The following is a 19367-nucleotide window of genomic DNA, read 5'->3' as shown; positions in this document are numbered from 1 at the left end:
TCTATTATTTCGACCACTCACTAAAACTATTATTACCACAATTTCTTAACGCCCCATAGACGCTCTTCACAAGCTGTTATAATTGTCTTCAGCGCTTTAATACGTGCTGCACGTTTATTATTCGCAGGTATAATTACCCATGGTGCATCGTCCGTTGATGTTTTATCAATCATATCCTTACTCGCTTCAAGATATAGATCCCACTTCTCACGATTGCGCCAGTCTTCATCGGTAATCTTCCACTGCTTCTCAGGTGTAACCTGACGTTCTTCAAAACGCTTTAACTGTTCATCTTTATCTAATACTAAGAAGAATTTAATAACGATTGATCCTTCAATTGTTAAAGCACGTTCAAATTTATTAATTTCATCATACGCACGTTGCCATTCATCAGTAGATGCAAATCCTTCAACACGCTCTACTAATACACGGCCATACCAGCTTCTATCAAATATTTCGATATGACCAGTTCGTGGTACGTCTGTTGCAAAGCGCCATAAATAATGATAACTCAGCTCCGTTTCAGTCGGTGCACTAATCGCGTTCACTTCATAACCTGTCGGATCAAGACTTTCACGTACGCGTTTAATATTACCGCCTTTACCTGCTGCATCCATACCTTCATATACAAGCATCATCGGTATTTTCTCTTGATATAATGCATATTGTAATTCACGAATTCTGTTCTGTAATTTCGGTAATAGTTCTTTATATTCCGCTTTTGACATATCATCTGAAGTATCGTCAAACATATCTGTTGAGAAGTCTTCAGTGAATGCTCCGTCTACTTTACGATGTTCTGTCTTTTTCTTTTTCTCTTTTAAAGCTTTCTCTAAACGTTTAATAATCGTTTCGTACATTTCATTCGCTGCTTTACCACGTTCTGTATAATCGATATGTGTCCAAGGTGAAATCTCCTCAGTCGCCTTCATTAAATCGATCATACCTTCCTGATAATCTTTCGTCGGAATGCCTGTTTCATATTCCTGTGCTTTCCATCGAGTTAAAGGATTTTTCTTTGTTTGCTGAATATGTTCAAGTCTCTTCTGCTCATTGACTGATAAATAGAATTTAATAATTTCATAGCCATCTTCTTTAAGCATCGATTCAAAGCCCACTATTTCCTGCATTAATAAATCATAGTCTTTAATAATGTCTTTTTTCAGTTCATGGATTTCATAATCTAACTTCTGTGCATACCAGCTTCTGAAGAATAATGTTACGCCACCTTTATTCGGAATATTCTTCCAGTAAGGATATAAGAACGGATAACGTAATAACTCACTGTCTGGGCGTTGCGTCGCATAGAAGTTAGTATACTTTGCATCAAGTGTTAATAATAATTCGTTAGATAATCTTGATTTCCCTGATGCCGGAATACCTTCAAAGACTACCATTACCGGGATTCCCGCTTCATGTGTCTGTCTTACAAGTTCTGCTGTTTTGAGTGCTAAAGCTTCATCTACCTTTGTCATATTCATCCCCCTAATCTCATACATTAATTATACCATCTGAACAATAATAAATATATTCCTTATTCTGTATGTTTAGAGTATTATAAGAATAGTAAGAAAAATTAGATAATACATAGATAAGGAGCATTTTAATGACTACTTTCAATGACTACAAATATGTGAGACCCGATTTAGCAGATGCAAAGAAACAATTTTTGCAGTTATACACTGACTTTGATCAGGCACAATCTGTAGAAGAACAGATTCAAGTGATTGATAAGATTAACGCTTTACGTAACAAGATTGATTCAATGTTTAATCTGGCTTATGTCCGTGCATCAATTAATACTAAAGATGAATTCTACGAAAAAGAACGTGATTTCTTCGATGATAACAACGGTGAAATCGTCTATTTCGAATCACTTTATTACAATGCTTTAAACAGAAGTCAGTTCAAAGAGGAATTGAAGTCTGTTTATGGGGAGCAACTTTTTGATTTAGCTGAACTTTATGTGAAACAGTTCGACGAATCTATTAAAGATCTATTAAATAAAGAAAATAAGATTGCTTCTGAATACTCTAAACTTGTGGCTTCAGCTGAAATTGAATATAAAGGTGAAACGTATACTTTTGCTCAAATGGGTAAATTCCTTGAGTCTAGCGACCGTGAAGAACGTAAGTCTGCGACACTTGCTGTGCAAAATTATCGTGCTGGGTTAATGAACCAATATGATGATATTTATGACCGCTTAGTTAAAGTGCGTCACGAAATCGCAGTGAAACTAGGTTTTGACAACTTCATCGAGCTTGGTTACGTGCGTATGCGTCGTGTAGATTATACACCTGATATGGTACAAAACTATCGCGAGCAAATTAAAACGCATGTTGTGCCACTTGCACAAAAATTATATCAGGCACAAGCTGAACGTATCGGCGTTGAGCGTTTAAAAGTTTATGATGAACCGATTTTATTTACAGATGGTAATGAGTCTCCAAAAGATGATGCTCAGACGATTTTAGAAAATGGTCGTAAGATGTATCGTGAATTAAGTCCTGAAACAGATGAGTTCTATCAGTTTATGATGGAGCGTGAACTCTTTGATGTGGAAGCGAAAAAAGGTAAACAGGCAGGTGGTTATTGTACATTTATCGATGATTACAAATCACCGTTCATTTTCTCTAACTTTAACGGCACAGACCATGATATCACGGTATTAACACATGAAGCTGGACATGCCTTCCAGGTATATCGCTCTCGCGAACTCAGTGTGCCTGATTATTTATGGCCAACACATGAATCATGTGAAATTCATTCAATGAGCATGGAGTTCTTCACTTACAAATGGATGGATTTATTCTTTAATAATGCGGATAAATTTAAATATAAACATATCGGAGATGCGATTCAGTTCCTTCCTTACGGTGTTGCAGTGGACGAGTTCCAGCATATCGTCTATGGCAATCCAGAAATGACACCGAAAGAACGACGAGAAGCATGGCAATCTCTAGAAACAAAATACTTACCACATAAAGATTATGATGGTATTGCGCCGCTTATCGATGGTGCATTATGGCATAGACAAGGACATATATTCGAATCTCCATTCTATTATATCGATTACACTTTAGCTCAAGTATGTGCCTTCCAATTCTTTAAACGCTCTAGTGAAGATTTTGAAAATGCGTGGAAAAACTATCTGCATATTTGTGATATTGGTGGATCTCTGCCATTCAATAAAATTGTAGAAGCTGCGCACTTAAAATCACCATTTAAAGATGGTACATTGAAAGATGTGATGATTTTCCTTGAGAACTATCTAGATCAGATTGATACTTCTAAATTTTAATACGTAAAAATACGCTTAGGCTATAAGCTTAAGCGTATTTTTTGTAATTATTTCTTTCTCACTAAAACTGAACCTGCTAATAGAAGTGCTGCGATATATCCAAATAAAGAAGTTACTTCACCTGTTTCAGGTAGGACTTTTATCTGGTCTTTTTCTTTTTTCGGCTGTTTCTCTTTGTCTGAATCTTTTTGTTTATCTTTAGTCGATTTTGTCTTTTTTGAAGTATTAGATTTAGTTGAAGCCTTCTTCTCTTTCTTATCTGTTGCATGTACATCTTCTGTCTGTGGTGCATCATCTATATCTTTAGACTTTTCAATCTTTGTCGTCACAAGTTCCCCAACATGTTTGTCTAGTGCTGTATAGTATGCTTCTCCTTTAGCTGGCGTGAATTTACCGGGTTTATCTGTGTGCTCATGTTTGTCTTCATCTTTATTCCCATCGACAGGTGGCTTTGGTGCTGGTGGTACTGGTTTATCGTCCCCGCCTCCTGTACTTGGTATCCCTGGATTTGATGGTGTACCCGGTGTTGAAGGGTTAGTTCCAATATTATTATGATCTGTTGGAACATTCGGTCTTTCAGTTGTCACAGGCTCTGTTGGTTTTGTAACAGGGGCTGGAGCTGGTACTTGTACAGGTTGCTCAGTAGTCGGCCTTTCAGTCGTAACTGGTGGCTTTACACTTGGTTTGACAGCCTGATTATTCGTAGCAGGATTTGTTGAAGTGCTCGTCGTCTTAGCTGGTTCTTTTGCCGGCTTTTCAGTTACTTTATCATTCGTTTGAGATGTAACAATCGTCTTTTCAGTAGACTTTTTCTCCGTTGTCGGTGTTTCAGTCGTTCTTGCTTCTGTCGTAGGACGCTCTATAGTTGGTGTATCATTCGTAGATTGATTCATTTCAGTTGATACGATTTCAACAGTACTTGCTGGTTTATGTGTGATTTCATTAGCTTCTGCTGAGTTAATGTCTAATGCATTTAGACTTAACGTTAGAGCAGCTGTCGTTATAGCAAACGAATGTAGCTTTAGTTTACGCATTATACATTCCTCCAAATTTCCAATTACGTTCATTATAAAGCACATATTTATTATTTTCTATTAAGTGAGCGTATTGTTACATATATTTAACATAGTATATATAACTGCAATAAATTTATAAAAGTTGATATAATAACATTAAATCATTTTATTTTATAACGTTATATGATATATTAATTATATCATATATATAAAATATACTTAGGAGTCTTTAAATTATGGAAGCAAAATATTTTTCGAACGACACGCATATCGGTGCAATTCATTTAAATGTAAATTTTATGGAGAACAGTTTAGTTTTCTACAACGAAATTTTAGGACTGAATGTTTTAGAGTCAACAGATCAATATGCAGTACTCGGCACTAGAAACCGTCCTTTAATTTATCTGTACCAGACCAATAAAGAAAGAGTAAAATCAGCTGGATTATTTCATTTTGCGCTGTTGGTACCATCTCGTGAAGCATTAGGTAATATCTTTTTCCATCTCATCAAAACGGGTTATCCGCTTTCTGGAGCTAGTAATCATGATGTATCTGAAGCGATCTATCTACAAGATCCAGAAGGTAATGGGATTGAAATTTATCGTGATGTGCCATCTTCAAAATGGGAATTTGAAGAAAACGGCAATATCGTGATGGGTACAACTGAAATGGATTTTAGCGGTGTACTTGCTGCGAATAATAACCATCCTTTTAAAGGTTTACATCCTGATACAATTATGGGACATATGCATCTATCTGTCATCGATCTCGATAAAAGTATTGCTTTCTATAAGGATTTCTTCGGCATGGATGTTATGACTAAATACGGAACGAGTGCTGCATTTCTATCAGCAGCTGGATATCACCATCATCTCGGCTTAAATACGTGGGATAAAGCGACTGAACAACCTGAACAAGATGCACCGGGTATACGTCGTTTCGATATTCAGATGCCAAATGATGAAGATGTTGCCCATTTCAAAAAGTTATTGAACGAAAAAGGATTAACAATGCATAAAGACGGGAATTCTGAAGTAATAAAAGATCCAAATGGTATAGGTATCAGATTAATGATACGTAGTAATTAATTTTAAATAAAAGGAGAAATGACAATGAGTTTATTTAAAAAAGATTTAGCAAAAAGTTTTGAAGAGGCAATCGAAAACAGACGTTCAATTTATCACATCGAACCAAAATCACCAATTTCTGACGAAGAAATCGAAAAAATTATTTCTGACACAGTAAAACATGTACCATCAGCATTCAACTCACAAAGTACACGTGTCGTTCTTTTATTAAATGATCAACATAAAAAATTATGGGATATTACTAAAGACAGCTTAAAAGAATTAATGGGTCCAGACCGTGATTTCAGTGAAACTGAACAAAAAATCAATAGCTTTAAAGCTGGTTACGGGACTGTATTATATTACATCGATACAAAAGTAACTGAAGGATTACAAGAAAAATTCGCTGCTTATGCTCCGAAATTCCCTGTATGGGCACAACAATCAAATGCAATGCACCAATTTGCAATCTGGACAGCGTTTGCCAATAAAGGATTAGGTGCATCATTACAACATTATGATGGCGTAATCGATGAAAAAGTAGCAAGTGAATTCGATATTCCTGCAACTTGGGAACTTGTTGCGCAAATGCCGTTCGGTTCAGTTGGTTCAGAAGCTGGTCCAAAAGACTTCCAACCTGTAGAAAACCGCTTTATCGTTAAAAAATAACCTTATAAAAAAGATCATTGAAAAAATATTTCAATGATCTTTTTTGAATTACTTAACATTATTGGGCGTCCTGAATATCTTCACGTGCATTGTTAACGTTTGTTAAACTTTTAATAACTACTTCACTTTGTATTGAACCAATTCTTAAATATACTGCATCAATAATAGCCAGTTGTACAAGACGAACCGTCATCGTCCCAACTTTAAAATCACTTTCTTCTTTCGCCATAGCAAGCGCGATATCTGCCATGCGTAAAGCAGGTGAAGGTACTTTTTGAGTAAGTAGGATAATCGTAATCTTTTGTTTCTTTGCATATTTAATTACTTCGATAATTTCTTTACTTCTACCTGATGAAGTTATCGCAAACAATACGTCGCCTGGTTCGAAGTTTGCAAGCATTGATACTGCGGTAAATGAATCATTTGCAAGATGTGCAAGTTTATCAATTTGCGCAAGCTTAAGTCGAAAGTCTTCTCCAACGACTTGAGCTATCCCTACTCCAAATATCATCATACGCTTTGCTTTAATAATTGCTTGTGCTGCATCATCAATTATTTTTGGCGATAATATTTTTTCTGTATTGTATAAAGCTTGAATTGAATTATTGAATACTTTTTCTTTTAACACTTCAACTGAATCTGTAAATTCTATCTTAGAAGGTTTTTTCTCAGTGTCAATCGTATGTAATTCTCTTGCAAGTTCTACTTTTACAACTTTGATTCCAGAGAGTCCTAGGCGCTTGCTGAACCGTACGATGGCAGCTTCACTGGTCCCTGCCGTTTTCGCTATCTCTTTAATTGGTAAATTCACAACTTTTACAGGTTGATCTATCATCAAATCTGCAATACGTTTTTCAACCGGTGTGAATGTGTCGTACATTTGTGTAATTTGGCCTAAAACGGAATACATAGCTAATAACCTCCAAACTTTTCATTAAAAATAAGACAATATTACAAAATATTAATTAGAATTAATACTTATATATATTATATACTATATGTTGGGAATAATTTAAATAAATATTTAAATTTTTGATAAAAAATAATGCTTTTTATTAAAAAAAACTACAATTTTAGGAAAATCGTAGTTTTAAATCATTTATATTTGGTAAACTTTCGATGGCACCTTTACCTGTCGTTGTGTATGCCCCAACTTGATTGGCAAATGCTAAAATATCGTAAGCATTTTCTTTTAGATAGCTAATTTGTTGTGTTTTATTTAACAATTGATAGATTACAGCACCAATAAAAGCATCTCCTGCGCCTGTCGTATCTTCTACCGTGACAACTTCTCCTGGTGCGTGAACGTTGTAATCTTTAAAATATACGGTTGCGCCTTTTGGACCTTCTGTATAGATGACCGCTTCTGTATGACCTTTAAACAGGCTTTGAACTGCCTCGTCTACATTACTAATACCTGTAATAAATTCTAGTTCTTCATCTGAAATTTTTAATATATGTGCTTTTGGCATGAAAGTCTGGACCGTTTCTTTTAGCAATGCTTTGTCCGGCCACAGTGGAAATCTTAAGTTCGGATCAAAGATGACTAAGCCACCTGCTTCATGGAACTTGTCTATCAATGTGATATGTGTATCTTTCATCGGTGACGGAATCAAGTCAACGGATGAGAAATGCATAATGTCTTCCGGTTGAATCTGTTCCGGCAAATTTTCTGCTGTTCTTAACATATCTGCTGAAGGATTTCGGTAGAATGAAAAATCACGTTCACCTTCGAGCGTTAAGCTTACAAATGCAAGAGCAGTATTTGCTTCGTTTGAGCGTGTAATATAAGTTGTATTAACACCTGTATCTTCCAATGTATCGATGATTAAATCTCCGAATGCATCAACACCCAGTTGTGAAATTAAATAAGACTTTCCTCCTAACTTAGCGACACTTGCTGCAACGTTTGCAGGAGCTCCTCCTACTTTCGTTTCAAAAGATTTAACCTCTTTTAACTTCACACCTTTTGTCTGAGGAATAAAGTCAATCAATGCTTCACCGATTGCGAATAATGCGCTCATTCGTTTGCCTCCTTAAGGTCATATTTTGTAAATTTAAAGTACACCTGACCTGATTCAGTCGATGTGCGAATACCTTTAGCATCTTGTGATGTAAAGATACGTGTCGTCATTACCTTCTCTCCGTCATTGATAAAGATTTCTATAGACGAAGTATCTACGAATATCTGTAATTGATTTAAATCTTCATCTAATACAACTGAACGGCTATATCCATCAACGCCTTCTGGTAACTGTCCGCTATCAAATCGATCCAGCGTGATGCGTTTTTCTGCTTTATTATAAGTAATCATCGTACTTTCCTTCTTAGAGACGCGTAACTCTATATAAAATTCAGTCGAATCATTGTCAAGCACATCGACGATCAATTCATAATGCGTCCCTTCATAAGGATGAAGTTTTACATTCTTTTTCGTAGCATAACCTTCTGCCGTTTCTACGTTACCACGTAATGATTTAAGTGATTCCACCGGACGTTGACGTAACTTGTTATCTTCTATCGTTAATACGCGTGGAATTGTTAAACAGTGCGCCCATCCTTCTTTATCGGTTGGATAGCCTGTATCAGGTAATCCCATCCATCCAATTAATACTCTGTTTCCATCTTTATCGAGTGTTGTTTGAGGTGCATAAAAATCAAATCCATGGTCCAGTTCTATAAATTCACCGTGTGTCATCTCGAATGTCTCTTTATCGAGTTTACCGAGCACATAACCAGACTGATAAATGTTCCAGAACTGATCTTCATATTTATCAATGCCTTGTGGACAGAATAATAATACATCCGTATTATTCAATTCAAAATAATCCGGACACTCCCACATATATCCGAAGTCTGTGTAGTCAGTTTTTAACTCAGAGATAAACGTCCAGTGCTTTAAATCAATAGATTGATATACAACAACAGTACCTGTCTCATCTGTTCTTTGAGCACCAATCACGGCATAATAGTAACCATTTTCAAACCAAACTTTCGGGTCGCGGAAATGATCTGTATAACCAGGTTGTGGACCACTGATAATCGGTGTTTCATCTTTTGTAATTGTACCGTCTTTATGCATCGTTGCAATCATCTGATAAGGAATGCGTTCCCATGCATCTGTACGATGATTGCCTGTATAGATTAGTTTCAGCGTTTCATCTACAACTAGTCCCGAGCCTGAATAAGCACCATGACTATCAAACTGAGTATCCGGACGGAGTGCAATTCCTGCATTTTTAAAAGTTGCAAGATTATCACTTACGGTATGATACCAGTATTTCAAACCATGTACCGGTCCTAACGGAAACCATTGATAGAATAAATGATACTGACCGTTAAAATAAGCAAATCCATTTGGATCGTTCAGTAATCCCGTGGGTGGCTGAATATGAAATAACTGTCTGTGAGGAGATTGTTTCGTCTGTTCTATTAATTTTAAATATTGGTCTTCTGGTAATGCTTCTAATGTTTGATATCGTTCTTCTCGTGTCCATTCAATCATATATATACTCCTTTTTTGGTACCGGTTCCATTCTATTTAGTGTCATTTTATGCTTGTACTGCTTTTTTGTCAACGCTTTCTTTTTCTTCTAATTCAAACGACATTTCCTGAAGTAACGGCACCTCTTTTTCGTCAATTAAATCGAGCATTGATTTAGCTGCTAACTCACCTGTCTCAAAATACGGAAATTTAATCGTCGTGATCATCGGTGTCACAATAGATGTCGTTTCATAACCCCCAAATCCAGTGATCGATAGTTGCTCAGGTACTTTTACTTTTTGTTGTTGGGCTGCTTTCAATACGCCAAGTGCGATATTATCTGTCGCACAAATAAGTGCATCATATTTTTCTACTAACTGCTTTGCAGCTTCTGTTGCGTCTTGAAGTTTAAAGGTCGTTTCATATAATGGGATGGTTTGCCCAAACCCTTTGATTACACCTTGTTTTCTTTTTTGGCCAACTGCAATATCCGTTTCAGGCACACCAAGATAAGCGATATTTTGATATTCGAGATTTTTAAAATATTTACCGATCTTTATGCCTGCTGCATAATCATTCTGAATAATTGAGTGAATATGTGCATCTTGCTGACCGATAAGCAGAAAAGGTTTATCTAAAGATTCGATGTGTTCAATATGTACCTCTGTTAAAGTCGTAGCTAGCAGAATGATGCCATCAACTTTACTCGTATGAAAAGTCTTAATCGCATTTAACTCTAAATCAATAGACAAATCTGTATTAGCAATTAAAGTTTGATAGTTTTGACGGCGTAGTGTCGTTTCAATACCGAGTAACGTTTCATTAGAAGCAAATGAGTTTAGACGGGGTACGATAACACCTATCATATTCGTGCGCTTCGCTTTTAAACTTTGTGCAAACTGGTTAGGCTTGAAACCCGTTTCCTGTACAATTTTATCAATTTTCTGTCTCGTCTTCTCACTTACTGAACCACCGTTTAAATATCTTGAGACGGTGCTTTTTGAAACGCCAGCGAGATTCGCAATATCTAATATATTATTCATGCTGCCACCCCTTACATATTGACTTTATTTTAGCATGTTTTAGAAATTCGTGATATAAAGAGAGTGTATTGATCATTGAATATCTAACAGGAGACTTTATGATTATCAAAACAAGACAACCTTCCTCTTCTTTGCTTCAGTTACACCACCTCAAAGGACGCAGTAATCTCGATTTATCCGATTATGAATTAGAATTAAAAGGCTATTACGGCGAGCAACTGCTTGATCGTATTGTTAGTCGTGTAAATTTCGGAAATGCATTAGTCATTCAGGATTTAAGATTGTTAGATGGTAAGATTGAACGACAGTTCGATACAATCGTTATCGTGAATCAAAGTGCATATATATTAGACGCGAAATACTATACGAGGGATTCTCGTTATCAAGATGGCAAATTCTATCACGGTTATAAAGAGATTGAAAATCCTGATTTACAGATCAGCAGATCTGAAACTTTTTTAAGGAATTATATATGGAAGCATTTCGGCGTGAACTTTACAGTTGTGGGGTTTTTTGTATTTGTAAATAATGATGTGACGTTTAAAAATGACGGTAGACATCCACGCTTGTTACACGCAAACGAATTGCAGTCATCATTTCATGAATTAAAGATGCACCCTATAATGGAAGTGGACTATGATATTGCAGAATTGCTTGTGAAAGCACATCGATCAGAATCAATCCATAGTGTTGAACTGGATATTACAGAAGCTGTGTTTTTTAAAGGTCTGAAATGTCCGAAATGTGCTGTTGTGCAAGACGTAGAATTTTCTAATCTGATAAAGATGCCATGCTGTCATGAAATTTATAGTTTTAATGATGTGATGCACTATGCACTGAAAGAATATTGTGCAATTCATAAAGTGGGCAGTGTGAAAGTTGGTAAATTTACGAAGTTTATTACGGGAAGTGATGGGAGAAACTACAAAATCGAGCGTTTTATCAGGAAAAATTTAAAACGTACAGATAAAGAGGGTACATATCAAATTTGAGTTGGATATTAATGGGTATAGATGCACACTTCTGATTTGATGTGGGCATTTGTTTGAAGTTTTTTCCTGTTCATGCACACTTCTGATTTGATGTGGGCATTTGTTTGAAGTTTTTTCCTGTTCGTGCACACTTCTGATTCCAAGTGGGCACTTGTTTGAAGTTTTTTCCACTAAACATCAAAAAACTAACCACTCTCCAGAGTGGTTAGTCCATTAGTTCTTCTTCAATTAAACGTTGTTCACCTTTTAAAAATTGACGATACCCAATCTTACTGATTTGTATGCTCACTTCGTATAATAACAACATTGGAAATGAGAACATCAAATATGAAATTAAATCCGGCGGTGAAATTAATGCAGTAATCACAAATAAAGCAAAATACGCGTATTTTCGATTTTTCTTTAAGAACATCGGTGTTACAATACCAAGTCTTGTTAAAAACAACAACAGTATCGGTAACTGGAACAAGAATCCGAATGGAATCGTAAATCTCAGCATTTCGTTGAAATACTCCCTAACACCGATCATCTGATTTACACCCATCTCACTCGCAAGTCCAATCGTGAACTGAATCAAATAAGGAAATACATAAAAATAACTAAAACTAAGTCCTGCTAGAAATAAAATTAAACTGATTGGAATGTATGATAATGTTGCACGGCGTTCTTTTGGATGTAATCCCGGAGAGATAAATGCCCATAACTGATATAAAATGACTGGAGATATAATGATCAGTGCAATAATCATAATCACTGTAATATAAATTGTTAACGGATCACTAACTTTAAAATAGTGCAACTCAATACCTTTAGGAACATCATCTTTTGTTAAGAATTTCGTAACAGGTTTACCAAAGTAAAATCCTACTGCCGTCCCAGCTACTAAACAATAGAGCACGACCATAATGCGTTTACGCAATTCATCCAAATGCTCAACAACGGTTAAATCATCTTTATTCATCAAAGGAATGGACCTCCTCATAAAAAAACGGCAAACACTGTCGCCGTTTTGAAATTCTAAATTATTTTACGTCTTTGTTATCTTTATCGTCATGATCTTTCATAATACCATCTGTTGCATCTTTAAATTCTTTTAAAGATGTACCCATCGCACGACCGAATTCTGGTAATTTCTTAGGTCCGAAAATAATTAACGCGATAATCCCTAAGAAAATAGCAATTGCAGGTGATATCATACCAACTGTATTTACAAATAACATCTATTTTACCCCCTAATGATTTTTCATAAAGAATATTAGCGACTGTAATTCAACACCTAAATCGATGTGATGCACGTGCACCCCATTTGGTACTGTTAAACGTTCTGGTGTAAAGTTTAATATACCTTTTATTTGTGCTTTTGTCACTCTATTTGCCACGTCTTGTGCAACCGCACCTGGTACTGTTAATATTACAACTTGAATGCCTGTTTCTTCAACAATTTTTTCGAAATCCTTCATATCTTCGACAGTAATCTTCCCAATCGTCTTTCCGATAGAAGTTGAGCTTGTATCAAAGGCTGCTGTAATCTTCATGCGATCATTGATCGAGAAATTATAATTAACAAGTGCAGTTCCCAGATTCCCTACTCCGATAATTGCAACTTTTGTAATCATGTCCTGCTGCAAAGTTGTCTTAAAAAAGTTTAATAAAAAGTTAACGTTGTAGCCATATCCTTTTTTTCCTAGCTCACCAAAATAAGAAAAATCTCTTCGTATTGTTGCCGAATCAATTTGTAAGCCTTCACTTAGCTCCTTACTACTGACTCTTTCCACATTTGAATTATATAACGTATTCACAAAACGATAATATAAAGGAAGTCTCTTTAGTGTGGCTTTAGGAATCTTTATTTCGTCCTTTGACATCCTACTCACCTGTTTCAAGTAAATTTGTGATAGATTTCACATCACTTTTGATTATAACACTTAACATATTAATTGACTATGTGAAATTTCACAAAACTGATTAAAACATTCCCACCTCATCGTCCTTCATGTACAATGAAAGTGAGGTGAAATAACTTGATATTATTACAAGCAAGCAATTTAACTAAATCCTACTCAGGTGAAAATATATTTTCGAATGTGAAATTCGAAGTTAAATCTAACGACCGTATCGCTATTGTCGGAAGAAATGGTGCTGGTAAAACCACTTTAATGAAGATTCTAGCTGGCACTGAAGATTACGATACTGGTAATCTTTCAATGGCTAAAAATATCAGACTAGGCTATCTTACTCAGCAAATGACTTTGAATGCAGAAGGAACCGTCTACGAAGCGATGAAAAAGCCGTTCCTTCATCTGGAAAAAATGCAGCAGGAATTAGACAAAATCGCTTTGTATTTAAGCGAAGAAAGTCATAATGCACACACGGATGCATATCAGGAAAAATTAACGAGTTATGAGAAATTACAGCAACAATTTGAAGCTCAGGATGGCTATCTTTATGAAACAAAAATAAAGACAGTGCTCACAGGTCTCAACTTCAAACCTGAAGACTTTGACCAGAAAATCGATACATTTTCAGGTGGACAAAAGACACGTCTTGCTCTTGCTGAAATGCTACTTCATAATCCTGACTTACTGCTTCTCGATGAGCCTACTAACCATCTCGACATGGATACAACTGCCTGGCTCGAAAATTATTTAACGACGTATGATGGTGCCATCGTAATTATTTCACACGACCGTTACTTTTTAGATAAAGTTGTTAATACAGTATATGATGTTGCACTAGGACAAGTTCAGAAATATATAGGTAACTATTCAAAATTCATTGAACAACGTGATCAATTTTACGAAAAGATGCAGGCACAGTATGAGCGACAACAGGCTGAGATTAAACGTTTGGAAACCTTTGTCCAAAAAAATATTACACGTGCGTCAACGAGTGGTATGGCGAAATCACGTCGTAAAGTACTTGAGAAGATGACAAAGATTGATATTCCGAAACAAGACGATCATTCTATGAATTTAAGATTTAATATTCAGAAAGAAACAGGAAATGACGTATTACGTATCGATGACCTTGCTATCGGCTATGATACGCCACTTGCTGAACATTTAAACTTAGATATAAAAAAACAGGATGCTGTCGCATTTATTGGGCCAAACGGTATCGGTAAAACAACGCTTATTAAAACCATCGCCAAACAGTTAACTGCACTACACGGTGACATTAAGTATGGTGCTAATCTTTCAATCGGCTATTACGATCAAAAGCAAGCAGAATTTTCTTCAAATAATACTGTACTAGAAGAATTATGGCAGTACTATCCAACAATGCCTGAAAAAGATATTCGTACTGTACTGGGACGCTTTCTATTCGTTCAGGATGATGTGAAAAAGATCATCAATGACTTATCAGGTGGAGAAAAAGCGAGATTACAACTTGCTAAACTTAGTCTTGAAGAAAACAATGTGTTAATTCTTGATGAGCCGACTAACCACCTCGATATCGATGCAAAAGAAGTGCTGGAGGATGCACTTATCCATTATCCAGGAACCTTGTTATTTGTCAGCCATGATCGTTATTTCATCAATAAAATAGCGACAAAGATATTCCAGATGACAGATAAGGGTGGAAAGCTATTCCTCGGCGACTATTCATATTTTATCGAAAAAGAAGAAGAACGATTAGCGCATGAAAGCTTAATCGAACAGGAGTCAAAGCAAATTACTAAAGAAACGACTAACGATGACTTTAAAGCGAACCAAAAAGAAAGACGTAAACTAGAACGTCAATTAGAAAATACAGAAAAAGATATTCAGCACCTGGAAAGTCAAATTAGTAGTATAGAGGAACGACTTACGCAACCAGAAGTATTTAACGACCATGAAAAATCTCATGCTTTAAATGAAGAACTTATTGCATTAAATCAAACACTCGAACAAAAAGTCGAACAGTGGACAGAATTAGAATTGACATTAGAAAATTAACCGGCATAGCCGGTTATTTTTGTACACAAAGTTATACACAATAAAAATCCTTTTATTACACTAATCCACAGAGTTATCCTAGTTATCCACAGAAAAAGGGTGTTATATTATGATTAATTTTGTGTAATACTCCCTATTGACATTAAGTTATACACATTTTGTGCACAACTTGTGTACAAGTACATTTGTTCGCGTGGATAATTTTTGAATAACTTTATAAATACTGTCACATCAACGTTTATAAAAGTTTTTATACAATGGATTTATGTTCGATATTTCCGCGTTTTATCGGTTATAATCGGTTATAATCGCCTAAACTGTCGGAACATTGTCGGAACGTAATAATAAAATGGAATAAACACGTCATAGTATGTGGATAAACTGTCGGAAGTTTAGGGAGACTTGGAAGTACATAACAATATCATTCCGACATTCGTCTAAATAACCAAATTATCAATATTTCGGCTATTTAGCCAAAAAAATAACCCTACCTATCAAATGATAAGTAGGGTTTCAACTATCTATAAAGTGGTCTTATGAATTTCATATCATATTCATATTTATGATTTCTTATCGTCGCTGGTTCTGTCATAGTCCAACCACCACCAAGCCAATTTTGTTCTAACACCGTAATAGTATTTAAATCAGCTTCTAATACGATTGCTACATGTCCCCAACCTTTTCCATATTTATCAATACCGAAACGTTTTGACCAAATACATAAATCCCCAGGCATCGCTAAAAATTCTGGCGTGTTATTGTATATAACCGCTTCACCTGTAAAATCGTTAGCGGTTGGAATATCTTTTGCAGCAATACCATCTAATTTATGTTGGTACATTGCATGCCAATACACATTTGCTAAATCAAAACATTGCGCACCTGCATATTTATCGTAGTCATAAATATTACCTTCTAGCAATTTAACGAATTGAACTGCTTGCGATTTGGTTAATTTATTTTTAGGGTTGTTTATTTTTAAAGGCGCTTTCTGCTTGATAGTAGATTGCGCCTTTTTTTCTTTCTTTATTTTTAATTTTTGTTTTTCGAATATTAAATTCGATTTTAACCCATTTAGCTTTTTTAATTCATCTATAGTCAGTTTGTATTCCGTTGCTATTTTCCATAAGCTATCTCCTTCTTTGACAATATAGATATCTTCAACTTTTTTAGGTTTTGTGGTAACTTTCTTTTTAACTGGTGTTTTCTTTGGAGCTTTTTTAACAACTTTACTATCAGACGCTTCACCAATCATTTTAACTTTAGTACTATCTCCATCATATAATGCATCAACATATTCTTTTAGTTTGTTATAAATCTGTGACCAGGTTATTTCTTTTCCTAATAACTTTTTAGAACGTTCTTTTATATAAGGCATTGGGTCAACATGATCAGTATGGCCACGGAATTTAGATACTGCGTGATGTGTAAATACTGTTCCATTACCATCATCTGTAGCATCATATACTTCAATATCATACCAATACATCTGATAAGCAAAATAAAATATCCATCGATCGATGGATAATAAAAATCTTTCTTTGGTATGCTCATGTACTAACTCACCTTGTATCGCGTAAGGATTGATACCTGGCCCTCCACCCCAGCACAAGAAATCAGTATTAGCAGTTTCAATTATTTTATCAGCATTAATCCAACCATGCACAAACGCATTTTTCCAGTTACGCGACATATAACTTACTTCACCTTCAATGGTACTTGAATCGTTTCCAGTATCATGCATTACGATGCAATCAGGTTTACCATTCTTTGTGTTGTATCTATACTGTGGTAATCCTTTGACATGCTGAGTTTCAATTTTATATTTCATTTTAGCCTTTTTTGTCATTTGAATACATCTCCATCCCATATTTAGAGTTCATTGCTTTTATTTCTTCCGGCTCAACCTTAACTTTTACTTCCACTTCACCTCCAGGTAAATCAGGTGAATTTTTAGTGCTAAACTCTTCTTTAATGTCAGTAGTTATTGAACGTTTACCATTAGCTAATATTGCTAATTTTTCTGCTAGAAATTCAGGAACTGGCACTCCTAATATCACAAGGTTCTCCACTATACTTAATCCTTCATTTCCTATATAGTAAAGAATCGTCGCAATCGACAATACTCCGTTTAACTCAAGTATTTGATCCATTAGATTAGCCATAATAACTATTCCGAAAATTAATAGTTTTCTTGAATAACCAAACATAGATTTCCTACTCCATAAATTATGCTGTTGCCACGCTTTAAAAATTCCTGTCATAATATCGAAACTCATAAACGCTAATAGAATGTAAACCATCCTTAAATCTGTGCCTAATAAATAAAATTTTAATATCGATAAGTGTTCAAAACTTATACCGTCTGCTTCTATATGCATTCCATCACTCCTGTAATTTAAATTTTTATATAATAAAAACCCCTCACGTTATGTGAGAGGTTGGATATTATTTAGCTATTTATTGATTCTGTTGTTGTACGATTATTTCTCTGATGAATTGTTTACGTTCTTCTAAGTATTTTTCTCTATCCTTTTGTTCAGTTAACTTTTCTATTAATGGGGTTTTAATATTAAATCCTTTATTAACTACAAAATCGAATGAACTACGTTGATTATTAGAAATTTTAAACATTATTAAACACCCTTTCTATTTAAATATTCTAAATTTAATTCACTTTTAAAATAATGTTTCCTTTTTATCCATATTGGGCCTTCCCCTTTTGAAACCATCAAAATATCTACCGGACCACCAACTGTTTCAATATTTTGCGAATACTTTCTTTTGAAAGAGGTTAGATTAATTAGCGTTTCAGCCATTGAAGGTAATTCTTCTAATGGAAGATTAACGATAGTTTGTAAAAACGGATGTACAAATTGCGTCTTTTGAAATCCATCAATTTCATTTATTATATTAATCTTTTCTTGTTCAGGTATGCTTGATCCATTTATACAATTTATCATATTCTGATTTACTTCTGGATGTATCCCTTTTATAACAGTTTCAATCATATCATCTTGGGCGAAAGGTTTAATATCAGCTAAGAAATTTTCTCTAATACTAATACTTGATGAATAATTAAAACGATGTTTTATCACTCCATTAAAACTACCATATAGTTCTAACTCAATCATCGATGGTAGTACATCCTCTTTTCCGTATCCAGCAAAAACAATAGAACTTTTACTTAAAACTTCATAATTTGTCTGAAGTGCTTTTTTAACTAAGGTTATAAAAAGTGTGATTATTTCATCAGTAATATACGCTGGTGCAAAATGTTCCCAAATTCTTTCTTCTACTAATTTATTATAATTAATTTCAAAATAATTATCGTCAAAAGTTAATATAGAGTCGAAGTGTTGGTCTAATATCTGATAAACATCATTAATATTACGTGTAATAATTTTTTGAACGGAGTCAACTTGTACTGTTGATTCTGTTGACAAAACTTCATTAATCATCAGTTCTGATCTTCTATTCACTTCATTTATCAGATTATATATATATAGATTAATAAGTTCTATTTCAGCAGTGCTAGTTTTTGATTCTTTAAACGTATTAAGAAACTCCAAAAATTTAGAGGCATAAATATTAACGGTATTATACTTCTCTTCAGGTAATTGTTTTTTAAATTCTTTAATAACAATATCTAATGAAAGTTTATTAAATGTAAGATTGCCATTTATCATAATTCCTATGTCGTGTTTATCCATACTGAATATTTTATTTACTGTATCATATGTTTTTGCAGATCCACTTCCACTGATTGTAACTGCACTATCAGCAGCTAATACTGCACCTAAACTATTCATTATACAAATTTCTGATGTCATGTTACCATCCCCTTTTAAATAATA

At 34.8% G+C, this 19367-nt stretch carries 18 protein-coding genes; 5 read left to right on the top strand and 13 right to left on the bottom strand.

All coding sequences use genetic code 11. The features are described from left to right. Nucleotides 1-32: 32 nt before the first annotated feature. Nucleotides 33-1475, bottom strand: a complete 1443-nt coding sequence (locus tag BHU61_RS06925; RefSeq protein ID WP_111715667.1) for a phosphate--AMP phosphotransferase — start codon at nucleotides 1473-1475, stop codon at nucleotides 33-35. A gap of 131 nt (nucleotides 1476-1606) precedes the next feature. Between BHU61_RS06925 and BHU61_RS06920 the strand changes: the two genes are divergently transcribed. Next, nucleotides 1607-3301 carry a M3 family oligoendopeptidase gene (locus BHU61_RS06920; protein ID WP_111715665.1) on the top strand — a complete coding sequence of 565 codons (1695 nt, stop codon included), beginning with the start codon at nucleotides 1607-1609 and terminating at the stop codon, nucleotides 3299-3301. Between the two features lie 47 nt (nucleotides 3302-3348). Here the strand turns inward: BHU61_RS06920 and BHU61_RS06915 are convergent, their stop codons facing one another. Further along, nucleotides 3349-4335: an LPXTG cell wall anchor domain-containing protein gene (locus BHU61_RS06915; protein WP_170122490.1), complete on the bottom strand. Its 987-nt coding sequence runs from the start codon at nucleotides 4333-4335 to the stop codon at nucleotides 3349-3351. A gap of 218 nt (nucleotides 4336-4553) precedes the next feature. Here BHU61_RS06915 and BHU61_RS06910 point away from each other — a divergent pair, with 218 nt between their 5' ends. Further along, nucleotides 4554-5405, top strand: a complete 852-nt coding sequence (locus BHU61_RS06910) for a VOC family protein (RefSeq protein ID WP_111715662.1) — start codon at nucleotides 4554-4556, stop codon at nucleotides 5403-5405. Nucleotides 5406-5429: 24 nt separating this feature from the next. Next, nucleotides 5430-6053 carry a nitroreductase family protein gene (locus BHU61_RS06905; RefSeq protein WP_099576915.1) on the top strand — a complete coding sequence of 208 codons (624 nt, stop codon included), beginning with the start codon at nucleotides 5430-5432 and terminating at the stop codon, nucleotides 6051-6053. A 58-nt stretch (nucleotides 6054-6111) separates the two neighbouring features. On the opposite strand, the gene BHU61_RS06900 is transcribed toward BHU61_RS06905, so the two are convergent. From BHU61_RS06900 to BHU61_RS06885, 4 genes are all read right to left on the bottom strand, one after another. Continuing rightward, on the bottom strand, nucleotides 6112-6963 hold the full coding sequence (locus BHU61_RS06900) for a MurR/RpiR family transcriptional regulator (RefSeq protein WP_111715660.1): 852 nt from the start codon (nucleotides 6961-6963) through the stop codon (nucleotides 6112-6114). A 163-nt stretch (nucleotides 6964-7126) separates the two neighbouring features. After that, a complete protein-coding gene (locus BHU61_RS06895) occupies nucleotides 7127-8077 on the bottom strand; it encodes a carbohydrate kinase family protein (protein WP_111715659.1) in 951 nt (316 codons plus the stop codon). Further along, entirely contained in the window at nucleotides 8074-9558 is a 1485-nt protein-coding gene (locus tag BHU61_RS06890) for a glycoside hydrolase family 32 protein (RefSeq protein ID WP_111715657.1), read from the bottom strand. The genes BHU61_RS06895 and BHU61_RS06890 overlap by 4 nt, the downstream gene beginning before the upstream one ends. A 47-nt stretch (nucleotides 9559-9605) precedes the next feature. Next, the gene (locus BHU61_RS06885) at nucleotides 9606-10580 is read right to left on the bottom strand and encodes a LacI family DNA-binding transcriptional regulator (protein ID WP_111715655.1); all 975 of its coding nucleotides are present in this window, start codon (nucleotides 10578-10580) and stop codon (nucleotides 9606-9608) included. Nucleotides 10581-10678: 98 nt separating this feature from the next. Between BHU61_RS06885 and BHU61_RS06880 the strand changes: the two genes are divergently transcribed. Further along, nucleotides 10679-11572: a nuclease-related domain-containing protein gene (locus BHU61_RS06880; protein WP_111715654.1), complete on the top strand. Its 894-nt coding sequence runs from the start codon at nucleotides 10679-10681 to the stop codon at nucleotides 11570-11572. Between the two features lie 205 nt (nucleotides 11573-11777). On the opposite strand, the gene tatC is transcribed toward BHU61_RS06880, so the two are convergent. The 3 genes from tatC to BHU61_RS06865 form a co-directional block, all read right to left on the bottom strand. Next, nucleotides 11778-12533, bottom strand: a complete 756-nt coding sequence (gene tatC, locus BHU61_RS06875) for a twin-arginine translocase subunit TatC (protein WP_099576903.1) — start codon at nucleotides 12531-12533, stop codon at nucleotides 11778-11780. A gap of 61 nt (nucleotides 12534-12594) precedes the next feature. After that, nucleotides 12595-12792, bottom strand: coding sequence for a twin-arginine translocase TatA/TatE family subunit (gene tatA / locus BHU61_RS06870; protein WP_275439900.1), 198 nt, complete (start codon nucleotides 12790-12792; stop codon nucleotides 12595-12597). A gap of 12 nt (nucleotides 12793-12804) precedes the next feature. Further along, nucleotides 12805-13437, bottom strand: a complete 633-nt coding sequence (locus BHU61_RS06865) for a redox-sensing transcriptional repressor Rex (protein WP_111715652.1) — start codon at nucleotides 13435-13437, stop codon at nucleotides 12805-12807. A gap of 156 nt (nucleotides 13438-13593) precedes the next feature. Between BHU61_RS06865 and BHU61_RS06860 the strand changes: the two genes are divergently transcribed. After that, a complete protein-coding gene (locus BHU61_RS06860) occupies nucleotides 13594-15510 on the top strand; it encodes an ABC-F family ATP-binding cassette domain-containing protein (protein WP_111715651.1) in 1917 nt (638 codons plus the stop codon). A gap of 517 nt (nucleotides 15511-16027) precedes the next feature. Here BHU61_RS06860 and BHU61_RS13670 read toward each other — a convergent pair. From BHU61_RS13670 to BHU61_RS06845, 4 genes are all read right to left on the bottom strand, one after another. After that, on the bottom strand, nucleotides 16028-17359 hold the full coding sequence (locus tag BHU61_RS13670; protein ID WP_170122489.1) for a LysM peptidoglycan-binding domain-containing protein: 1332 nt from the start codon (nucleotides 17357-17359) through the stop codon (nucleotides 16028-16030). Further along, complete coding sequence (locus tag BHU61_RS06850) at nucleotides 17343-17891, bottom strand: phage holin family protein (protein ID WP_111715647.1); 549 nt, start codon at nucleotides 17889-17891, stop codon at nucleotides 17343-17345. Before BHU61_RS06850 ends, BHU61_RS13670 begins: the two co-directional genes overlap by 17 nt. A gap of 79 nt (nucleotides 17892-17970) precedes the next feature. Continuing rightward, nucleotides 17971-18144 (bottom strand): hypothetical protein, encoded by a 174-nt coding sequence (locus BHU61_RS13390; protein WP_157819811.1) that lies wholly within the window; start codon nucleotides 18142-18144, stop codon nucleotides 17971-17973. Between the two features lie 2 nt (nucleotides 18145-18146). Beyond that, a complete protein-coding gene (locus BHU61_RS06845) occupies nucleotides 18147-19343 on the bottom strand; it encodes a hypothetical protein (protein WP_111715646.1) in 1197 nt (398 codons plus the stop codon). Nucleotides 19344-19367 lie beyond the last annotated feature (24 nt).

The sequence above is a fragment of the Macrococcus epidermidis genome, from assembly GCF_003259695.1.
Classification (GTDB): Bacteria; Bacillota; Bacilli; order Staphylococcales; family Staphylococcaceae; genus Macrococcoides; species Macrococcoides epidermidis.
This window is presented reverse-complemented; position numbering and strand designations above follow the sequence as displayed.